General features: G+C 64.7%; 24 protein-coding genes. 19 read left to right on the plus strand and 5 right to left on the minus strand.

The window, feature by feature from the left end; genetic code table 11:
- Positions 1-6: 6 nt before the first annotated feature.
- Positions 7-1,143, minus strand: a complete 1,137-nt coding sequence (locus tag DFR51_RS00260) for a M14 family metallopeptidase (protein WP_121047070.1) — start codon at positions 1,141-1,143, stop codon at positions 7-9.
- A 21-nt stretch (positions 1,144-1,164) separates the two neighbouring features.
- The gene (locus DFR51_RS00265) at positions 1,165-1,758 is read right to left on the minus strand and encodes a DUF4136 domain-containing protein (RefSeq protein ID WP_160119103.1); all 594 of its coding nucleotides are present in this window, start codon (positions 1,756-1,758) and stop codon (positions 1,165-1,167) included.
- Positions 1,759-1,890: 132 nt separating this feature from the next.
- Between DFR51_RS00265 and galE the strand changes: the two genes are divergently transcribed.
- Positions 1,891-2,880 carry a UDP-glucose 4-epimerase GalE gene (gene galE / locus DFR51_RS00270; protein ID WP_121049508.1) on the plus strand — a complete coding sequence of 330 codons (990 nt, stop codon included), beginning with the start codon at positions 1,891-1,893 and terminating at the stop codon, positions 2,878-2,880.
- A 4-nt stretch (positions 2,881-2,884) separates the two neighbouring features.
- Here galE and DFR51_RS00275 read toward each other — a convergent pair whose 3' ends face one another.
- Positions 2,885-3,649, minus strand: coding sequence for a metallophosphoesterase (locus tag DFR51_RS00275; RefSeq protein ID WP_121047071.1), 765 nt, complete (start codon positions 3,647-3,649; stop codon positions 2,885-2,887).
- 110 nt (positions 3,650-3,759) lie between these two features.
- On the opposite strand from DFR51_RS00275, the gene ykgO reads away from it, so the two are divergent.
- Positions 3,760-3,885 carry a type B 50S ribosomal protein L36 gene (ykgO, locus tag DFR51_RS00280; RefSeq protein WP_050599643.1) on the plus strand — a complete coding sequence of 42 codons (126 nt, stop codon included), beginning with the start codon at positions 3,760-3,762 and terminating at the stop codon, positions 3,883-3,885.
- Between the two features lie 38 nt (positions 3,886-3,923).
- A complete protein-coding gene (locus DFR51_RS00285; protein ID WP_338068303.1) occupies positions 3,924-4,514 on the plus strand; it encodes an HAD-IA family hydrolase in 591 nt (196 codons plus the stop codon).
- Positions 4,515-4,766: 252 nt separating this feature from the next.
- Here the strand turns inward: DFR51_RS00285 and pyk are convergent, their stop codons facing one another.
- Positions 4,767-6,212, minus strand: a complete 1,446-nt coding sequence (pyk, locus tag DFR51_RS00290; protein WP_121047072.1) for a pyruvate kinase — start codon at positions 6,210-6,212, stop codon at positions 4,767-4,769.
- A 75-nt stretch (positions 6,213-6,287) separates the two neighbouring features.
- Between pyk and DFR51_RS00295 the strand changes: the two genes are divergently transcribed.
- From DFR51_RS00295 to pal, 16 genes are all read left to right on the plus strand, one after another.
- Positions 6,288-6,596: a DUF1244 domain-containing protein gene (locus DFR51_RS00295; RefSeq protein ID WP_121047073.1), complete on the plus strand. Its 309-nt coding sequence runs from the start codon at positions 6,288-6,290 to the stop codon at positions 6,594-6,596.
- A gap of 72 nt (positions 6,597-6,668) precedes the next feature.
- A complete protein-coding gene (locus DFR51_RS00300; RefSeq protein ID WP_121047074.1) occupies positions 6,669-6,911 on the plus strand; it encodes a DUF2312 domain-containing protein in 243 nt (80 codons plus the stop codon).
- 325 nt (positions 6,912-7,236) lie between these two features.
- Positions 7,237-7,698, plus strand: coding sequence for a (2Fe-2S)-binding protein (locus DFR51_RS00305; protein ID WP_121047075.1), 462 nt, complete (start codon positions 7,237-7,239; stop codon positions 7,696-7,698).
- On the plus strand, positions 7,695-8,456 hold the full coding sequence (locus DFR51_RS00310; protein WP_121047076.1) for an FAD binding domain-containing protein: 762 nt from the start codon (positions 7,695-7,697) through the stop codon (positions 8,454-8,456). Before DFR51_RS00305 ends, DFR51_RS00310 begins: the two co-directional genes overlap by 4 nt.
- Complete coding sequence (locus tag DFR51_RS00315; RefSeq protein WP_121047077.1) at positions 8,453-8,773, plus strand: heavy metal-binding domain-containing protein; 321 nt, start codon at positions 8,453-8,455, stop codon at positions 8,771-8,773. Before DFR51_RS00310 ends, DFR51_RS00315 begins: the two co-directional genes overlap by 4 nt.
- A 69-nt stretch (positions 8,774-8,842) precedes the next feature.
- Positions 8,843-9,586, plus strand: a complete 744-nt coding sequence (locus DFR51_RS00320; RefSeq protein ID WP_121047078.1) for a YebC/PmpR family DNA-binding transcriptional regulator — start codon at positions 8,843-8,845, stop codon at positions 9,584-9,586.
- On the plus strand, positions 9,583-10,077 hold the full coding sequence (ruvC, locus tag DFR51_RS00325; RefSeq protein ID WP_121047079.1) for a crossover junction endodeoxyribonuclease RuvC: 495 nt from the start codon (positions 9,583-9,585) through the stop codon (positions 10,075-10,077). The genes DFR51_RS00320 and ruvC overlap by 4 nt, the downstream gene beginning before the upstream one ends.
- Positions 10,074-10,682 carry a Holliday junction branch migration protein RuvA gene (gene ruvA, locus DFR51_RS00330; protein WP_121047080.1) on the plus strand — a complete coding sequence of 203 codons (609 nt, stop codon included), beginning with the start codon at positions 10,074-10,076 and terminating at the stop codon, positions 10,680-10,682. The genes ruvC and ruvA overlap by 4 nt, the downstream gene beginning before the upstream one ends.
- Before the next feature lie 14 nt (positions 10,683-10,696).
- Positions 10,697-11,230, plus strand: coding sequence for a DsrE family protein (locus DFR51_RS00335; protein WP_121047081.1), 534 nt, complete (start codon positions 10,697-10,699; stop codon positions 11,228-11,230).
- A 55-nt stretch (positions 11,231-11,285) separates the two neighbouring features.
- On the plus strand, positions 11,286-12,314 hold the full coding sequence (gene ruvB / locus DFR51_RS00340) for a Holliday junction branch migration DNA helicase RuvB (RefSeq protein WP_121047082.1): 1,029 nt from the start codon (positions 11,286-11,288) through the stop codon (positions 12,312-12,314).
- Between the two features lie 69 nt (positions 12,315-12,383).
- Positions 12,384-12,863: a YbgC/FadM family acyl-CoA thioesterase gene (locus DFR51_RS00345; protein WP_121047083.1), complete on the plus strand. Its 480-nt coding sequence runs from the start codon at positions 12,384-12,386 to the stop codon at positions 12,861-12,863.
- The gene (gene tolQ / locus DFR51_RS00350) at positions 12,853-13,566 is read left to right on the plus strand and encodes a protein TolQ (protein WP_121047084.1); all 714 of its coding nucleotides are present in this window, start codon (positions 12,853-12,855) and stop codon (positions 13,564-13,566) included. Before DFR51_RS00345 ends, tolQ begins: the two co-directional genes overlap by 11 nt.
- 3 nt (positions 13,567-13,569) lie before the next feature.
- Positions 13,570-14,016 carry a protein TolR gene (gene tolR / locus DFR51_RS00355; RefSeq protein ID WP_121047085.1) on the plus strand — a complete coding sequence of 149 codons (447 nt, stop codon included), beginning with the start codon at positions 13,570-13,572 and terminating at the stop codon, positions 14,014-14,016.
- Positions 14,013-14,801, plus strand: coding sequence for a cell envelope integrity protein TolA (locus tag DFR51_RS00360; protein WP_121047086.1), 789 nt, complete (start codon positions 14,013-14,015; stop codon positions 14,799-14,801). The genes tolR and DFR51_RS00360 overlap by 4 nt, the downstream gene beginning before the upstream one ends.
- A gap of 4 nt (positions 14,802-14,805) precedes the next feature.
- Entirely contained in the window at positions 14,806-16,137 is a 1,332-nt protein-coding gene (gene tolB, locus DFR51_RS00365) for a Tol-Pal system beta propeller repeat protein TolB (protein ID WP_121047087.1), read from the plus strand.
- A gap of 137 nt (positions 16,138-16,274) precedes the next feature.
- Positions 16,275-16,808 carry a peptidoglycan-associated lipoprotein Pal gene (pal, locus tag DFR51_RS00370; RefSeq protein ID WP_121047088.1) on the plus strand — a complete coding sequence of 178 codons (534 nt, stop codon included), beginning with the start codon at positions 16,275-16,277 and terminating at the stop codon, positions 16,806-16,808.
- Positions 16,809-16,817: 9 nt separating this feature from the next.
- Here the strand turns inward: pal and DFR51_RS00375 are convergent, their stop codons facing one another.
- A complete protein-coding gene (locus DFR51_RS00375; RefSeq protein WP_121047089.1) occupies positions 16,818-18,017 on the minus strand; it encodes an acyltransferase family protein in 1,200 nt (399 codons plus the stop codon).
- Positions 18,018-18,053 lie beyond the last annotated feature (36 nt).

The following is an 18,053-nucleotide window of genomic DNA, read 5'->3' on the forward strand; positions in this document are numbered from 1 at the left end:
TGATGGTCAGCGGATTTGGGGAAGCACTTCGAGCGCGGCGGCAAGGCAATCGCGCCCCAGCGCCTTCGAACGTGCGGGCGACCAGCCATAGGCTGCGTCCGGTGCAACGTTCGCGTCCTTGAAGGGCATTTCGAGCGTCATCGACAGGCAGCCGAAACGCTCCGCAAGCGCGTTGGTCGCGACGGTGAGGTTGGCCTTGCCGGGCGCCGGAATCTCGTAACCGTCGACGGTCTGGAAATCGGGAGAGATGCGATCAAGAATGGCGATGAACGCCGCCAGCCGGTCGGTCATCGCCTGCGTGATCGAGGGGATGCCCTCGAAGCCCGCGATGAAGTTGTTGGGGATGGCCTCGTCGCCGTGCACGTCGAGCACGAAGTCAGGCTTGTCGCGGTCCATCCGCGCGAGCACCGAGAAGACTTCAGGGCTGCGGTCAAGAGACGGCGATGCCCATTCGCGGTTGAGGTTCACGCCGACTGCATTCGTCCGCAGGTGGCCTCTGCGGGAGCCGTCCGGATTCATGTTGGGAACGATACGCAGCGTGGCCTTCGCGCGGAGCGCGCGCGCCACCGGGTCTGCCGGGTCGATCAGGCGTTCGAGTGCACCTTCCATCCACCATTCAGCCATCGTTTCGCCGGGGTGCTGGCGGGCTATAAACCACAGGTTCACCGGGCCATCACCGATCGTCAGCAGGTCCATGTCCTGCCCGTCGAGTGTTTTGCCGATCACCTCGCTCGTCACGCCCGGCGCACTGCCGATGCGCGCGACCAGATCGTTGTGCCGTTCCATGCTGTAGGGCGCGAAATAGGCGATCCAGACGCTGTCTTCCTCAAGCGTCAGCCGGATGGTGAGTGCGCCGCCGTCAGCAGCCTTGTCATAAGCGGTATCGGCACGGCGCCAGTCGTTGCGGTCGTAGGAGACGACCGCGCGATAATCCGGCCAACCCCCTGGGTAAGCGGAGGCTTCAAGGCCGACCAGACGAATGATGCAGGGTTTGCCCCGCACACCCGAGAGGCGAAAATAGAACCACTGCGCGAATTCCGACATGTGGTCGCGCGGAATGGTGAGCACGATGTCGTCCGCGCGCTCGGCACGCGTGACGGCGATATTGCCGCCGTCGAAGGCGGCGGAAACGGTGATGGCCATGAAACTCCTGTTGGGCAGAGCTTACTGGGATTTATACGTCACCGTTTGGCCCGACGTGCCGGGAAAGTCACGCAAAAGTGCATCGGCGAGCGCAGGCACCGCCGCTGCGAGCGGTCCGTAGCGCGTCGTGCTGCCGGCTTCCGCAACGGCGCGACCTTCCCAAAGCACGCTCTTGTCCGACGCGCGCTCGATCTTGAGCGCGAGCATGTTGATCGCCGTTTCCTTGGTCTTCTTCTCGCCAATGCCGAAGCTGGTGCCAAGACCGACGCCAACGTTCTTGCCGAACGTGCCGCCACCGATGCCGATCGTGATCGGAGAGCCGCCGCCGACGCCTTCGCGCGTGGACTGCCCATAGGCGAGGACACCGATATACTCCGCGCCTTCACGCGCTGGCGCGACGGTGAAGCCGTGCTCCGCGAGCTCGGCGCCGACCGCGGACGCATAGTTCTGAAATTCGAGCGTACCCGTCGCGGCCTTGTCGAGTGGTTCCAGGTAAACGCTGCCGCGCAGCCCGGGCTGCGCCATGTGGAAGCGTGTGACATCGGCCTCGAAGCGATTGGTGGCGCAGGCGGCGAGAAGTGCAAGCGCTGTCAGCGCAAGGGCCTGTTTCTGCATGGCGGTTCCCCTGAAACGATTGTGCAATCCTATCGCATCATCCTGCGGCTTCACAGCTTTCTTATGCCTGAACGGCTTGCCGGGCCGCCGCTGTCCGCCTATCCGGCGAGGGCGCGAAATAGGAGTGACGGAATGGCATCGGTTCTGGTGACGGGCGGCGCGGGATATATCGGCAGCCATGCCGTTCTGGCACTGAAGGATGCCGGCCATCAGGTCTCGGTGATCGACAATCTCGTCACGGGGCTCCGCTGGGCGGTGCCGAACGACGTGCCCTTTTACGAAGGCAATGTCGCTGACGAGGCGCTGATGGACCGGATCGTCGCCGAACAGAGTATTGCCGCGATCATGCACTTCGCGGGCTCGGTCGTGGTCCCCGAGTCGGTGAGCGATCCGCTCAAATATTACCGCAACAACACCGCTGCGAGCCGCACGCTCCTCGAATCGGCGGTCAGGAACGGCGTGAAACATTTCATCTTCTCGTCGACCGCGGCGGTTTACGGCATCCCCGATCACACCCCCGTGGACGAGGAAACGCCGCGCGTGCCGATAAACCCCTACGGCACCTCGAAGCTGATGACGGAGTTCATGCTGGCGGACGTCGCGGCTGCGCACCCGATCAACTATGCTGCGCTGCGCTACTTCAACGTCGCAGGCGCCGACCCTGCCGGACGTACCGGCCAGTCGACAGCGGGCGCGACGCACCTCATCAAGGTCGCAGTCGAGGCGGCAACCGGCAAGCGCTCGCACGTCTCCGTGTTCGGCACCGACTATGCGACACCCGACGGAACCGGGGTGCGCGACTACATCCATGTCAGCGATCTTGCTGCGGCGCACGTGCTTGCGCTCGGCTGGCTCGAGGAGCGGCCGGAGGAGTCAGTAACGCTCAACTGCGGTTACAATCGCGGCTTCTCGGTGCTGGAAGTGCTGGATGCGGTGGAGCGTGTTTCAGGCCGCAAGATCGAGCGGCGCATGGAGCCGCGCCGCGCGGGTGATCCCGACGCGCTCGTAGCTGAAAATGCCAGGATTCTTGAAACCTTCCGCTGGCAGCCGCGCAACGGCAACCTCGATACGATCGTGACTCATGCGCTTGCATGGGAGGAGAAGCTCGCCGCCCGCGGCTGAGCCCTCAGGTCGAGAGAAAACGGCGCGAGTCGCCTTCCAGGACCATCGCGGTGAGGCGGCCGGTGGCGTAGGCCCCCGTGTCGATGCCGGTCCGGTTTGCCTGTGTGTCGACGTCGCGCGTGATTGAATGGCCATGGACGACGTGGAAGCCATGGTCGCCCTTGTGTTCGAGGAACGCCTCCCGAATCCAGATGAGATCGCGTTGACGCTGCTCCTCCACCGGCACGCCGGGGCGGATGCCTGCATGGACGAACAGATAGTCGCCGGCGCGGCGCATGAGTTCGAACGATTCGAGGAGTTCGAGATGCGTGCGGGGCATCGCCTCGCGGAGTGCGCCGAGCGCGGACGCCTCGTCGTCGCCGAACGCCAGCGCGGCGGGAAGGCCATAACTCGCCAGTGTCTCGCGTCCGCCGTGTTTCAGCCATGCCGGATAGAGCGATTCGTCTTCGCGCGGGCGACCGCTGACCAGATGCGTCAGGATCGATTCGTGGTTGCCCTTGAGCAGGGTCCAGCGCTGGCCCTGTCGCGGCCCTTCGGCCAGCCGGTCCAGCACCGCCGCGGACGCATTGCCGCGGTCCACATAGTCGCCGAGGAAAACGATCTCCGAATCGCCGGTCCAGTCTGAAAGATCCGCGTCGATCTGGCCGAGCAACGCGTCCATCAGGTCGCGGCGGCCGTGAATGTCGCCGATCGCATAGAGGCGCAGCCCTTCCGGCAGTCGGTCGGTGCGCTTGGGGCGGGATCGGAAGCGAGACAGCATGGCGTCCATGTAATGCCCCGGCGAACAGGAGCAAGCCGGAACCCTTGACTTCACAAGGTTTGCCGCTTAGGGACGCGCGCTCTTGAACAGCACCAGAATCAGTTTCGCAGGCGGAAAACATGAAGATCCGGAACAGCCTCAAGTCCCTGAAGGGACGTCATCGCGATTGCCGCGTCATCCGCCGCCGCGGCCGCACCTATGTGATCAACAAGACGAATCGCCGCTTCAAGGCGCGTCAGGGCTGAATCTTCCGCTGCTGGCCGAAGCTTCGATCGACGCTGTCATCTTTGATGTCGGCGGAGTTCTTTATCACTGGCACCCGCGCTTTCTTTACGAAAAGCTGATCCCGGATCGGGACCGGCTCGAGTGGTTTTGCGCCAATGTCGTGACGCCGGAATGGCATTTCCAGCACGATGCGGGGCGTCCTGCTGCTGAAACCACGGCAGAACTCGTCGCCGCCTTCCCCGCTGAGCGCGCGCTCATCGAGGCCTATGTGCCGCGCTGGCTGGAAACGCTGCCGGGTCCGGTCGAGGGGATGATCGAGCTGGTGCATGCGCTCGCCGACAAGGGCGTGCCGCTTTACGGTATCACCAACTTCTCACACGAATTCTGGCCGCGATTCGCGTCAACTGAACCCGCGTTCGCACGGTTCCGCGACATCATTGTGTCGGGCGAGGAACGGCTGGTGAAACCTGATCCCGCTATTTTCGCGTTGGCGAAGCGCCGGTTTCCGGTGGACCCGGCGCGCGCGTTGTTCATCGATGACCGCGACGACAATATCGCCGCCGCGGAAGCGGCAGGCTATCGCGGTCACCTGTTCACCAGTGCGGGCCGGGCCAAGGCGGCGCTGACGGCGCTGGGGCTGTCGCTCTGAGGCTGGCAGGGCGGCGCGGCAACAGCTGGCGTCGCAAACAGAATCGGTGTGGCGAACAATGCAAGTCCTGCTGATCCTGCGCCAAGCAAAAGCAGGTCGCCATGAAGTTTTCGCATGATGTTCCATCCGTGGAGCGTACTTGATGCTGCACGGTTACGCGGCGGCCGTCATATGAGCGTCAAAACAGAGCGAACGGAAACGAAACGATTCGCGGGGTCCATCTTCGTTTGTCAGAAACCCGTATTGTAAGAACTATTTCCGGCCCTTCAGCTCATCGCCGGTAAGCCGTGCGATGTGCAGCACGTTCGTGGAACCGGGCGTGCCGAAGGGAACGCCGGCCATGATGATGATGCGGTCGCCGCTACCTGCGACCCCTGCGCGCAGCGCCATGCGCTTCGCTTTGTTCACCATCTCCTCGAAGTCGCCGACATCCCGCGTGTGCACCGCATGGACGCCCCACAGCAGGCCGAGCTGGCGCGCGGTCGCGAGCTTCGGCGTCAGCACGAGGAGCGGCACGTTGATGCGTTCGCGGCTGGCACGCCGCGCTGTCGAGCCCGATGTGGTGAAGCAGCACACCGCGCGCGCGGAGATAGTTCCGGCGATCTGTCCCGCAGCGCTGGAAAGCGCGTCGGCGGTCGTCGGTTCGAGGAGCGTTTCGGTGAAATGCACGCGCCGTGCATGTTCGGGATCGGTTTCGACGGCACCCGCGATCGCGTCCATCATCCGCACGGCCTCGACGGGCCATGCGCCTGCTGCCGACTCGGCGGAAAGCATCACGGCATCGGCACCGTCGTAGACGGCGTTGGCGACGTCGCTCACCTCGGCGCGTGTTGGCGTCGGCGAGGTGATCATCGATTCGAGCATCTGCGTGGCGACCACGACGGGTCGCCCCGCCTTGCGTGCGGCCTGCACGATGCGTTTCTGTGCCATCGGCACCGCCTCGGGCGGCATTTCGACGCCGAGATCCCCGCGTGCGACCATAACCGCGTCAGCGATTTCCAGAATCTCGTTAAGCCGGTCAAGCGCCTGAGGTTTCTCGATCTTGGCGAGAAGCTGCGCCCGCCCGCCGATCAGCCGCCGGGCTTCCGCGACGTCCTCGGGGCGCTGGACGAAGCTGAGCGCGACCCAGTCCACGCCCGCGTCGAGCGCGAAATCGAGGTCGCGCCGGTCCTTTTCGGTGAGTGCCGCGAGCGGCACGACGGCATCGGGCACGTTGAGGCCCTTGTTGGACGAAAGGCGCCCACCCACGGTCACCTCTGTCTCGATCACGTCGGACGTCACCGCGAGGACACGCAGCGCCACCTTTCCGTCGTCGATGAGCAGGCGCTGGCCGGGCTCGGTGACGCCGAAGATCTCGGGATGCGGCAGGAAGGCACGCGTCGTGTTGCCTGGCGTGTTGTGCCGGTCGAGCGTGAAGCGCTGGCCGTTCTTCAGCTCCACGGGCTCGTCGAAGCGGCCGATGCGAATCTTCGGTCCCTGCAGATCGGCAAGGATCGTCATCGGTCGCGATGTTTCGCGTTCGAGTGCGCGGATGTGATTGACGACCTCGGTGTGGCCTTCGTGCCCGCCGTGGCTCATGTTGAGTCGGAAAGCGTCCGCTCCAGCGAGATAAAGTGCCCGAATCTGTTCGTAAGTGCTCGACGCAGGTCCAAGCGTTGCGAGGATGCGGACCTTGCGGCGGCGCGGCTCTATCTTCATGTGGCCCCTTTGTAGTGCTTGCGCGGGCTTATCCCTAGAGCGTTACGCTTTCAGGTGCAAAGACGGGAGATCAAGATGGCAATCGAAGACAGCGTGCGGACCGAAATGGAAGCGGCGGCATTCCGGCGGCTGGTTGAGCATCTCCAGCACCGCACCGACGTGCAGAACATCGATCTGATGGGCGTCGGCGGCTTCTGCCGCAACTGCCTCGGCGACTGGCTGCGCGAAGCCGGCGAAGCGCGGGGCGTTACGCTCGGCAAGGACGAAGCGCGCGCGCTCGTCTACGGCATGGAACCGGCGGATTGGAAAACGAGGTACCAGACCGAGGCCAGCGCGGAGCAGATGCGGCGCATGGATGAAAGCGTGTCGAAGAACGCACACTGACCCGCCTTGCGGAGTTGGACACGGCGACTTACGAACCCCGACCGATTTCTTCATCCATGATTCGAGGCAGGCATGACCGACAACGTATCCGTCGAACAACTCCGTCTTTTCATCGAGCGCATCGAGCGTCTTGAAGAAGAGAAGAAAGGCATCGCCGACGACATCAAGGACGTCTACCTCGAAGCCAAGAGTCAGGGCTTCGATCCCAAGACGATGAAAACCATCGTGCGCCTGCGCAAGATGGACAAGAACGCGCGCCAGGAAATGGAAGCGCTGCTTGATACCTACAAGTCGGCGCTCGGCCTCGAGGACTGATCTTGGCGTGTGCATCGCATGTCCCATATGAGGACACATGATGCAGAGCCTGTCCCGTTTTGGGACGAAAGATTGATGCCGGAATTTGGCAAAATCCAATAAATTCAGTAATTTGAAATTCTGGCACGGCGATTGCTGTTCTCTGGACAGCCGCCGGCGCCACGGCCCCGGCAAAGGCGGCGACCCAACCTGGCGGCGGTCACAGACCCCGACAGCCTCCAGGCGAAAACCCTGAGTTGAGCGGCGATGCCACGGCCCCGGTATCGCCGCTTTTCTCGTTTTGGGCGGCTTGGCGCATCGCATCCGCCCCTCTAATATCCCGTCCATGCAAATCAGCCTGACCGTTAACGGATCCCTCCGCGAACTCGACGTGGAACCGACGATGCTGCTCGTCGAAATCCTGCGCGATCACCTGCGCCTCACGGGTACGCATATCGGTTGCGACACGAGCCAGTGCGGCGCGTGCAACGTGCTCATGGATGGCAAGGCGGTGAAGAGCTGCACGGTGATCGCCGGGCAGGCGGACGGTGCCAGCGTGACGACGATCGAAGGGCTGGGCGCGGATGGCGCGCTGCACCCGATGCAGGCGGCGTTCCGCGAGGCGCACGGGTTGCAGTGCGGCTTCTGCACGCCGGGCATGGTGATCGCGGGAATCGCGATCGCCGGGCGGCACGGGCCGGACGTGAACGAGGAAACCATCCGCCACGACCTTGAAGGGAATCTCTGCCGCTGCACGGGCTACACGAATATCGTGAAGGCGATCCGCGCCGGGGCTGCGGCGCTGTGACCGGCTATCATCGTCCAGCGACACTTGATGAAGCGGCAGCGCTTGCCGCAACGGGCGGCGATATCGCCTACCTCGCGGGCGGCCATACGTTGATCCCGGCAATGAAATCGCGGCTGCGCGCGCCCGATGCGCTCGTCGATCTCGCGCGCGTTCCGGGCCTTTCGGGCGTATCGCGCGAGGGCGAGCGTGTTTGGATCGGCGCGATGACGCGCCACGCCGAAGTTGCGAAGAGCGCCCCGATCGCGGCGTTGGCGCGCCTCGCGGGCGGCATCGGCGATCCGCAGGTGCGGGAGCGCGGCACGCTCGGCGGCAGCGTTGCGAACAACGATCCGGCAGCTGACTATCCGGCAGCGGTGCTGGGGCTGGATGCCGTGATCGAAACAAACCGCGGATCTCACGCCGCGGATGATTTTTTCCTGGGCATGTTCGCGACCGCTCTCGAAGAGGTTGAGATCGTCACGCGCATCGGCTTCCGCGTGCCGCAGGCGGCGGCCTACGCGAAGTTCGCGCATCCGGCCTCGCGCTATGCGCTTATCGGCGTTTTCGCCGCTCGGTTCGTAGATGGCGCGCGCGTTGCCGTGACCGGCGCGGGGCCAGGCGTGTTCCGCTGGACGGAAGCGGAAGCTGCGATTGACGCGGGTGCCGCGCTTCCGGAGCTTGCGCCCGACGATCTCAATTCCGATATCCACGCCGGCGCCGAATACCGCGCGCATCTTGCCCGCGTGATGCTGCGCCGCGCACTGGGAGACATGGCATGATCCTTTCAACCACCCCCACCATCGAGGGCCGTCCGGCGACGAAGTATCACGGCGTCGTCACCGGCGAGGCGATTCTCGGCGCGAATATCTTCCGCGATCTCTTCGCGGGCATTCGCGACATCGTCGGCGGACGCGCGGGCTCCTATGAAACCGTGCTGCGCGAAGCACGGCAGCAGGCGCTCGATGAACTGGCGGCAGAGGCACAGCGGCTTGGCGCGAATGCCGTCGTCGGCATTGATCTTGACTACGAGGTGCTGGGACAAGGCGGCTCGATGCTGATGGTCTCGGCTTCGGGGACAGCGGTCACTGTTTCCTGAACATTGCCAGTAGCGGCCTCGCTCGCGTAAAGACCGGCCACATTTTCAAAACCGGCACGAACGAGTCACATGGCAGGCCATTCCAAATTCAAGAACATCATGCACCGCAAGGGCGCGCAGGACAAAAAGCGCTCGGCGATGTTTTCCAAGCTTTCCCGCGAAATCACCGTCGCGGCCAAAATGGGCACGCCCGATCCCGACATGAACCCGCGCCTGCGCGCGGCGGTGATCGCCGCGAAGGCCCAGTCGATGCCCAAGGACAATATCCAGCGCGCGATTGACAAGGCGAGCGGCGGCGATGTCGAGAACTATGAAGAGATCCGCTACGAAGGCTTCGGCCCTGGTGGCGTGTCGCTGATCGTCGAGGCGCTGACCGACAACCGCAATCGCACTGCCACGAACGTTCGCACCATCTTTTCGAAGAACGGCGGCAACCTCGGCGCGTCGGGCTCGGTGAGCCACGGCTTCGATCGCATGGGCCTGATCGAATATGCGGCCAAGGCGGGCGACGCTGAAAAGGTGTTCGAGGCTGCGCTCGAAGCGGGTGCGGAGGACGTGCAGTCCAGCGAGGACGGCCACGAGGTCTGGACCGCGCAGGACACGCTGCACGAGGTTGCGAAAGCACTCGAAGCCGTGCTCGGCGAGCCCGAGGCCGCGAAGCTTGCGTGGCGCCCGCAGACGATGGTGTCGGTCGCCGAAGGCGATGCGGGTTCACTCCTCAAGCTGATCGATGCGCTCGACGATGACGACGACGTCCAGACCGTGTCGGGCAATTACGAAGTTTCCGACGAGGTGATGGAGAAGCTCGGCTGATCATTCTCGGCGTTGATCCGGGGCTGAACGCCACCGGCTGGGGCGTGATCCGGGCCGAGGGCAACCGCATCTCGCACATCGCACACGGAACGCTGCGCATCCCGGCGGATATGCCGATGGCTGCGCGGCTTTCGGCGCTTTACACTGGGCTTGCGGGCGTCGTTGCCGAAAGTGGGGCGGAAACGGCCGCCGCCGAAGAGGTGTTCGTCAACAAGAACCCGCAATCGACGCTGAAGCTTGGTCAGGCGCGCGGTGCCGTGCTCGCGGCACTCGCGGGGTCGGGGCTGGAGGTTGCGGAATATGCGACGCGGCTCGTGAAGAAGGCGCTGGTCGGCACGGGCGCGGCGGAGAAGGATCAGGTGCGCGCGATGGTCGAGCGGCTGATGCCGGGCATGAAGATCAAAAGCACCGACGCGGCGGATGCGCTTGCCGTTGCCATCTGCCACGCGCATCATCAGGCGAGCGCGCGGGCGCTGGGGGGATACCGATGATCGCCAAGCTGAAAGGGCTGCTCGACACAGTCAACGCAGACGCTGCGGTTATTGATGTGAACGGGGTGGGGTATCTCGTCGCGGCGTCGACCAAGACCCTTGCGTCGCTCGGCGGGGTGGGCACGGCGGTTTCCGTGCATATCGAGACGCATGTCCGCGAGGATGCAATCCAGCTGTTCGGTTTCGTGAGCGAGCGCGAGCGTGACTGGTTCCGCCTGCTGCAGACGGTGCAGGGTGTCGGCGCGAAAGTCGCGCTGGCGATCCTTTCGGTGCTGACGCCGGACGAACTGCACGCCGCGATCGCCAACCGGGACAAGACGATGGTGGGCCGCGCGAGCGGCGTTGGACCTAAGCTCGCCGAGCGCATCGTCAACGAACTGAAGGACAAGGCGGGCGGTATCGCCGGGGCGACAATCCCCGTGGGCGGCTTCGCCGCTGCCGCGCCGAAAGGCGGCCTCGCGGCGGATGCGCTCTCCGCGCTCGCCAACCTCGGCTACAAGCCTGCTGAAGCGAACCGCGTGGTCACGGCCGCGATCGAAGAAGCGGGCGAGGGCGCGGATGTCGGTACGGTAGTGCGGCTGGCGCTCAAGAAAGCCGCCCGGTGATGAAAGGAACGACAATGCGCGGGCTGATCCCGGTTGCACTCATGATGATGGCCGCTGCCACAGCCCAGGCAGAGCCGTTTCGGACCGGCCCGGTCTTTTCGGATTTCGGCAAGAGCGCGCCCGTGGAATCCGATCTCCCGATTCCGAAGGGGACGATTTTCAAGGTGGCGTTCGACGTCGCCAAGGGCGCGGATGCGGGGGAGATCAATCGCACGTTCGACAGCGCGGGCCGCTTCATCAACATGCATGTCGCCGCGGGCGTTCCGCTGGAAAACATCCACCTCGCGATCATCGTGCACGGCACCGCCGGCTGGGATGTGACGAATGATACGGTTTACGGGGCGCACAACGACGGCAAGCCGAACGGGTCGGCTGCCGTTGTCGCTGCACTTCTTGAGCGCGGTGTCGCGATCTACCTTTGCGGACAAAGCGCAGCACGCATGGGGGTGACCAAGGCGGACCTGCTGCCCGGCGTGAAGCTTTCGCTTTCAGCGATGACGGCCCATGCCCTGCTTCAACAGCAGGGATATACGCTGAACCCGTTCTGATGCGGCTGCCCGCCGAAGGCTCGACAGGCGTGGCCGGCTATCGCATGGAGACGGCGTGACGGATCAGGAACGCATCGTAAGCTCTCAGCGCACCGGCGAGGACGTGGATGCCGCCCTTCGCCCCAAGCGGCTGGAGGAGTTCGTCGGGCAGGCGGCGGCGCGGGAAAACCTGCGCGTGTTCATTTCCGCCGCGAAGCAGCGCGGCGAGGCGATGGACCATGTGTTGTTCTTCGGGCCGCCGGGTCTCGGCAAGACGACGCTCGCCCAGATCATCGCGCGCGAGCTTGGCGTCGGTTTCCGCTCCACCTCTGGCCCGGTGATCGCGAAGGCGGGAGACCTCGCGGCGCTGCTCACCAATCTTGAACCTAACGACGTGCTTTTCATCGACGAGATTCATCGGATGAATCCGGCGGTGGAGGAAATCCTCTACCCGGCGATGGAAGACCGCGCGCTCGACATCATGATCGGCGAGGGGCCGTCGGCACGGTCCGTGCGGATCGACCTGCCGCCGTTCACGCTTGTCGGTGCGACGACGCGCTCGGGGCTGATCACGACGCCGCTCAGAGACCGCTTCGGCATTCCGGTTCGGCTCAATTTCTACACGGTCGACGAACTCGAACATGTGGTGACGCGCGCCGCCGGGCTGCTCGGCATGGCGCTCTCCCCCGAAGGCGCGCGGGAGATCGCGGGCCGCGCGCGCGGTACGCCGCGTATCGCCGGGCGGTTGTTGCGGCGCGTGCGCGACTTCGCGCATGTCGCGGGTGCGGACATCGTGGATCGCACGGTGGCGGACACGGCGCTGCTGCGGCTGGAGGTTGACGCGCTCGGCCTTGATGCGATGGACCGCCGCTACCTCGGCATGATCGCGGACATCTACAAGGGTGGCCCGGTGGGTATCGAGACGTTGGCGGCGGGGCTTTCGGAACCGCGCGATACGCTTGAAGAGGTCATCGAACCCTATCTGATCCAGCTCGGCCTCGTCGCGCGGACGGCGCGCGGGCGGATGCTGAACGGACGGGCCTGGACGCACCTTGGCCTCGCCCCGCCGCCGGGTGCCGGCGACGTGCTGCCCTTCGAAGACTGAGCTGCGCCCGCGAATCGACGAATTTTCGGGCTTCCCCGCCGAGTCCCGCCCGGTTAGACACCGGACGGAATGACGGGTGAAACAACAAGCGGCCCGGCCTCAGGCGCCTTTGTGGACGGTGTTCACCGCTTTCCCGTGCGCGTCTATTTCGAGGACACCGACCTTTCGGGTGTCGTTTATCACGCGAACTACCTGCGCTTCATGGAACGCGCCCGGTCCGACATGCTGCGCGTCGCGGGCATCGACCAGCGCGCTTTCTTCGAAGCGGACGAGGGCGCCTATGCGGTAACGGACCTTCATATCCGCTACGTACGCCCCGCGCGGCTCGACGACGTCCTTCATGTCGAAAGCCGCGTAAAAAGCATCGGCGCGGCGTCGTGCCGGATCGCGCAAGTCATCGTACGTTCAGGGGAACTCGTCACGGATGCGCTTGTTACAGCTGCACTCGTCGGGCGAGACGGCAGGCCGAAGCGCCAGCCGCCGGAATGGCGCAGGATATTCGAGGAATTGGCCGTAAAGGCGGGAAACGGGGAGCCGGATGGAAACTGAGGTTGCAAACGTCGCACTGGCGGGGGCCGCGGATATGTCGCCGTGGGCGCTGTTCATGCAGGCGGATATCGTCGTCAAGGCGGTGATGATCGGGCTTCTCTTCGCGTCGATCTGGTCGTGGGCGATCATCATCGAGCGTGCACGGCGGCTGAAGGTGATCGGCAAGCAGACCGAGACATTCGAAAACCGCTTCTGGAAGGCGAACAGCTTCGAGGACATCCGCGAGGCGCCGGGCAAGGCCGAGCATCCGGCAACCAAGGTGTTCGCCGCCGCGATGAGCGAGTGGCGGCGTTCGACCGCGGGCGGCACATACGACCGCGTCGGTTTGAGAACGCGCCTTGGCGGTGTGATGGGCGTTGCCATTGCGCGCGAGATCGACACGCTTTCGGACCGGCTCAACATTCTTGCCACCATCGGCTCTGTCTCGCCGTTCGTCGGCCTGTTCGGCACGGTGTGGGGCATCATGCGCAGCTTCACCTCGATCGCGGCGACGCAGAACACGACGCTCGCCGTCGTGGCGCCCGGCATTGCCGAGGCACTGTTCGCGACCGCGATGGGCCTCTTTGCCGCGATTCCAGCGGTGATCGGCTACAACCGGCTGCTCTACGGCATCGGCCGCGTCGAAGGGCGCCTGCACAACTTCGCCGAGGAGTTCCAGGGCGAGCTGTCGCGTGAGCTCGAAACCATGGCACCGAAGGCCTGACGCATGGCGATGGGCATCGCACCGGGCGGACGCAGGGGCGGCAAGGCGCCGCCGATGAGCGAGATCAACGTGACGCCGCTTGTCGACGTCATGCTCGTGCTGCTCATCATCTTCATGGTCACGGCGCCGCTGCTCGTCTCCGGCGTTCCGATCGACCTTCCCGACAGCAAGGCGGGCGCGCTGAAGCAGGACAACACCCCGATCCAGGTGTCGCTGAACGCCGAGGGTGAGGTCTATGTCGACGAGCAGCTCGTGCCCGCCGAGGAGCTTGCCGCGAAGCTTGCGGCAATCAGCGAAGCGCGCGCCGGCGAAGCGGAAGGGCCGCGCGTCTATGTGCGCGCTGACCGCCGTCTCGACTTTGGAAACGTAATGCGCGTGATGGGCGAGGTGAACGCCGCGGGTTTCAAAAAGGTCGCGCTCGTGAGCGAGGCCGGCGCCGAGGACCGGTGACCGAGAACCGTGCGATCCTGATTGCCGGCGTGGCGCATCTTGCGCTGTTCGCCGGGCTGTCGCTGAGCTGGAGCTTGATGTCGAAGGACATCGCGCCGATCGTGGAGCCGATCCCGGTCGAGTTCGTCGACATTTCCGACGTGCCGACGGTGCAGGAAAAGCCCAAGCCCTCGATCGAGGCGGCACCGCGCGAAACAGTTGAGGAAGCCCAGCCCGAAGTCGTTGAGCCCGAGCCGACGCCGGAACCGACCCCGCCGCCGGTCGAGGTCGCGCCCAAGGAAGCGCCGAAGCCAAAGGCCGAGCCGAAGAAGCCCGATCCCAAGCCGGTCGAAAAGCCGAAGCCCAAACGCGATCTTTCCAACCTTATCGACAAATCGCTTAAGGACGCGCCGCGGAAGACCAAGCCGACCGACTTCGCGAAATCGATCGAACAGGCGATTCCCGAAGGCGCCAAGCTCGACGCGCGGACGATGGCAACGCTGGCACAGGCGATCCGCGACCGTATCTACCGCTGCTGGGATCCGGGCGCGGGCGGACCGGACGCGCGCAATATCAAGACGCTGCTGCGCGTGCGCGTGCAGCGCGACGGCACCATCATCGGCCGGCCGGAGGTGCTTTCCCAGAGCGGCGTCGGCCCCGGCAACGCCGCTTATGGCCGCGTGGCGCGCGACGCCGCGATCCGCGCCGTGATGAACCCCGCATGTTCACTGGAAGGACTTCCCCCGGAACTTTATGACGGGTGGAAGGATTTCGAACTCAATTTCGACCCAAGCGAGACGCTGTAAGGATATGCCTGTGAAACGCCTCATCTCCGCACTGTCGGCCCTTTTGATCGCGATCGCCGCGACGCCGGCCGCCGCCCAGCTTCGCGTCGATATCAACGCGGGCATTTCGAAACCGATGCCCATCGCGGTGCCGGCGTTCACAACACCCGCGCTCGCGACCACGGTTGCTGGCGACACGGCGACGCTCGGACGGCAGGTCGCGGAGGTCGTCTCCAACGACCTTGCAAGCTCCGGGCTGTTCAAACCGATCAACCCGTCGGCCTTCACCACCACCGTCGCTTACGCCGACGTGCTGGCACCGCGCTTCCCGAACTGGCGCACGGTGGCGGCGCAGGCGCTTGTCACCGGCTTCGTGCAGGTGAACGGCAACGGGTCGATCACAGTGGGTTGCTACCTCTACGATGTCTTCTCGGAACAAATTCTGGCGCGAGAGGGCTTCTCGACCCAACCCGCCTTCTGGCGCCGCGCCGCGCACAAATGCGCCGATGCGGTCTATTCGCGTCTGACCGGCGAAAGCGGATATTTCGACAGCCGTATCGTCTATGTTTCGGAAACCGGCAGTCAGACCAAGCGCATCAAGCGGCTCGCGATCATGGACCAGGACGGCGCCAACCACCGCTTCCTCACGAACGGCCAGAACCTCGTGCTGACGCCGCGCTTCTCGCCGAGCCAGCAGACGATCGCCTACATGTCGTTCGCGCAGAACCGGCCGCGCGTTTACATCTACAACATCGGCACCGGTCGCCAGACGCTGGTCGGCAATCTGCCGAACATGAGCTTCGCGCCGCGCTTCTCGCCCGATGGGCAGAGCCTCGTCTTCTCGATGGCGCAAGGCGGCAACACCGATATCTATCGCATGAGCGTGAACGGCGGCACGCCGCAGCGGCTGACGACCGCGCCCGGCATCGATACCGGGCCGAGCTATTCGCCTGACGGCAGCAAGATCGTGTTCGAATCGGATCGCGGCGGCACCCAGCAGCTCTACGTGATGAACGCAGACGGTTCCGACCAGCGCCGGATCAGCTTCGGCGGCGGGCGCTATGCGACGCCGGTGTGGTCGCCGCGCGGCGATCTCATCGCCTTCACGCGCATGGGCGGCGGCGGATTCCGCATCGGCGTGATGCGTACCGACGGTTCGGGCGAGCGGCTGCTTACCGACAGCTGGGGCGATGAAGGTCCGACCTGGTCGCCGAACGGTCGCGTCGTCATGTTCTTCCGCAGCCAGCGCGGCGGGCGCGCCGACCTCTGGTCGGTGGACCTCACCGGGGTCAACGAGCGCCGAATCCCAACGCCGCTTGATGGATCGGACCCTGCGTGGTCACCGCTGCTCCCCTGAAAATGTTTCGCATTCAGCAGACATTAAGGGTTGCCCTCCGACTTCGGATAGGAAAGCGTAATGATTCTTGAGTGTTCGCGTGGCAAAGTCCTTGGCGCGCATCCTGATTGCTTTCGTTTGAGACAGGGAGACGAGTGATGATGAACACTGCTTTGAAAGCCGCGATGGTCGCGGCGCTGGTTGCCACTGCGGCTTGCTCGAAGAAGAAAGAAGAGCTGCCTCCGCCTCCGCCCCCGGCCGCTCCGGTCGAAACGCCGCCGGCTCCGCCGCCTGCGCCCGTGACCAGCACGGTCGTGCCGGGCAGCGTCGAAGACTTCATTCAGCAGGCGGGCAGCGACCGCGTGTTCTTCGAGTTCGATTCGTATCAGCTCGACAGCGCGTCGCAGGCGACGCTGACGAAGCAAGCCGGCTGGCTCGCCCAGTATTCGAACGTGAAGGTCACGATCGAAGGCCATGCCGACGAGCGCGGCACGCGTGAATACAACCTCGCGCTCGGCGAGCGCCGCGCCAACTCGGTGAAGAACTTCCTCGCCGGCCAGGGCGTCGCCGCCGATCGCATCAGCGTGATCAGCTACGGCAAGGAGCGTCCGGCTGTTGAAGGTTCGGACGAGAGCGCCTGGGCGCAGAACCGCCGCGCCGTCACGGTGCTGGTCGGCGCTGCCGCCAGCTAAGACCCGCATTCATTGCGCAGTTGGAGAGGGCCGTCCTTCGGGGCGGCCCTTTTCCTTTGCAGCGAGGCCAATAAGTGGGCGGAGTGGCGATATGCTGCGACCCGCGATGTAAAAAGCCCAGCTCCCCGCTGCGGTTGCCACGACAAGAACCGCGAAGGCGGCGAGATTTGGGAGTGCGAGCGGAAGCAGCCACCAGCCGACGACGACAATGATGGTCTGGTGCGCGATGTAGAGCGGAAACACGGCTTCGGTCAGCGTCGTGCGGATGGGTGCGTCCCGGTTCAGCCAGCGGTCCGCGATGCCGATCATCGCGATGATCGTCGACCAGCCCTGAACGGCGCGAGCGCCGCGGAAGAGTGCGGTCAGCGTTTCATCGAGCAGGGTCTCGCCGGGATAGCGATACTCGATCGCAGCGACGACGGCGTAGGCCGCCACCGCCAGCACGGCGGCTACACGCCACCAGCGACGGACCGAGACCCAGAGCGGGGATGATCCGCGTAGCAGCACCCCGAACAGGAAACATGGAAAATAAAGCGCGTGCGCGGCGCCATCGTCGACAAGCGCGTGGGTTTCGCCGACGCCGGGGAACAGAATGAGCGCGCGCAGTGCCATCAGCGTGATCGGGAGAGCGAGGATGGCGGGCCCGGCGAGAACGGCTTCGCAAAGTCGCGCAATCCGCGCGCGAAGGCTGGCGGGGAGCAGCATGAGGAGCGCGAGCACCATGCTGTAGACCCAGAGATAGACGACGAACCAAAGATGCTGCCACGTCGGCAGGATGATGCCGTCGAGCGCGCCGAAACGAAAATAGTCGTGCAGCCAGAAATGGCCGAAGCTTTCCGTATAGCCGTGCTTGAACATCAGTTCGATCCACGGCTGCGGCGGGATCAAGATGATTATGGCGAATACGAGCGGGATCAGCAGCCGCGACGAGCGTGAGCGCGCGAAGCCGGCAGGGCTGGGCTGGCGCGCGAAAACGGCCGCGCTCGCATAGCCTGAGACGACGAAGAGCAGTGCGAGCCGCCAGCTGTTCGTTGCCAGCATCAGGATCGCGATGTGCGGCTCGGGCTGCGCCGCCTTAACGTGCCAGTCCCACGGCACGAAATACATGCCGACATGATAGAGGATGAGCAGAGCGAAGGCGCCGACGCGCAGCCAGTCCATACCGTAGTGGCGCCCTGCGGGCGGGCCTGACGATTGCAGCTCCCCCATGGGTGGAGGCTAGCCGATCCGCGCTACCGCGCCAGC

This window comes from Sphingosinicella microcystinivorans (assembly GCF_003634215.1).
Lineage (GTDB): Bacteria > Pseudomonadota > Alphaproteobacteria > Sphingomonadales > Sphingomonadaceae > Sphingosinicella > Sphingosinicella microcystinivorans.

Excerpts from the sequence above, each read along its gene's own strand:
- pal (WP_121047088.1), top strand. The coding sequence starts at position 16,275 with ATGATGAACACTGCTTTGAAAGCCGCGATGGTCGCGGCGCTGGTTGCC.
- ruvA (WP_121047080.1), top strand. The coding sequence starts at position 10,074 with ATGATCGCCAAGCTGAAAGGGCTGCTCGACACAGTCAACGCAGACGCT.
- tolQ (WP_121047084.1), top strand. The coding sequence starts at position 12,853 with ATGGAAACTGAGGTTGCAAACGTCGCACTGGCGGGGGCCGCGGATATG.
- DFR51_RS00295 (WP_121047073.1), top strand. The coding sequence starts at position 6,288 with ATGGCAATCGAAGACAGCGTGCGGACCGAAATGGAAGCGGCGGCATTC.
- DFR51_RS00265 (WP_160119103.1), bottom strand. The coding sequence starts at position 1,758 with ATGCAGAAACAGGCCCTTGCGCTGACAGCGCTTGCACTTCTCGCCGCC.
- tolR (WP_121047085.1), top strand. The coding sequence starts at position 13,570 with ATGGCGATGGGCATCGCACCGGGCGGACGCAGGGGCGGCAAGGCGCCG.
- pyk (WP_121047072.1), bottom strand. The coding sequence starts at position 6,212 with ATGAAGATAGAGCCGCGCCGCCGCAAGGTCCGCATCCTCGCAACGCTT.
- ykgO (WP_050599643.1), top strand. The coding sequence starts at position 3,760 with ATGAAGATCCGGAACAGCCTCAAGTCCCTGAAGGGACGTCATCGCGAT.
- DFR51_RS00315 (WP_121047077.1), top strand. The coding sequence starts at position 8,453 with ATGATCCTTTCAACCACCCCCACCATCGAGGGCCGTCCGGCGACGAAG.
- tolB (WP_121047087.1), top strand. The coding sequence starts at position 14,806 with ATGCCTGTGAAACGCCTCATCTCCGCACTGTCGGCCCTTTTGATCGCG.
- DFR51_RS00375 (WP_121047089.1), bottom strand. The coding sequence starts at position 18,017 with ATGGGGGAGCTGCAATCGTCAGGCCCGCCCGCAGGGCGCCACTACGGT.
- DFR51_RS00320 (WP_121047078.1), top strand. The coding sequence starts at position 8,843 with ATGGCAGGCCATTCCAAATTCAAGAACATCATGCACCGCAAGGGCGCG.
- DFR51_RS00300 (WP_121047074.1), top strand. The coding sequence starts at position 6,669 with ATGACCGACAACGTATCCGTCGAACAACTCCGTCTTTTCATCGAGCGC.
- DFR51_RS00335 (WP_121047081.1), top strand. The coding sequence starts at position 10,697 with ATGCGCGGGCTGATCCCGGTTGCACTCATGATGATGGCCGCTGCCACA.
- galE (WP_121049508.1), top strand. The coding sequence starts at position 1,891 with ATGGCATCGGTTCTGGTGACGGGCGGCGCGGGATATATCGGCAGCCAT.
- DFR51_RS00260 (WP_121047070.1), bottom strand. The coding sequence starts at position 1,143 with ATGGCCATCACCGTTTCCGCCGCCTTCGACGGCGGCAATATCGCCGTC.
- DFR51_RS00345 (WP_121047083.1), top strand. The coding sequence starts at position 12,384 with ATGACGGGTGAAACAACAAGCGGCCCGGCCTCAGGCGCCTTTGTGGAC.
- DFR51_RS00275 (WP_121047071.1), bottom strand. The coding sequence starts at position 3,649 with ATGGACGCCATGCTGTCTCGCTTCCGATCCCGCCCCAAGCGCACCGAC.
- DFR51_RS00305 (WP_121047075.1), top strand. The coding sequence starts at position 7,237 with ATGCAAATCAGCCTGACCGTTAACGGATCCCTCCGCGAACTCGACGTG.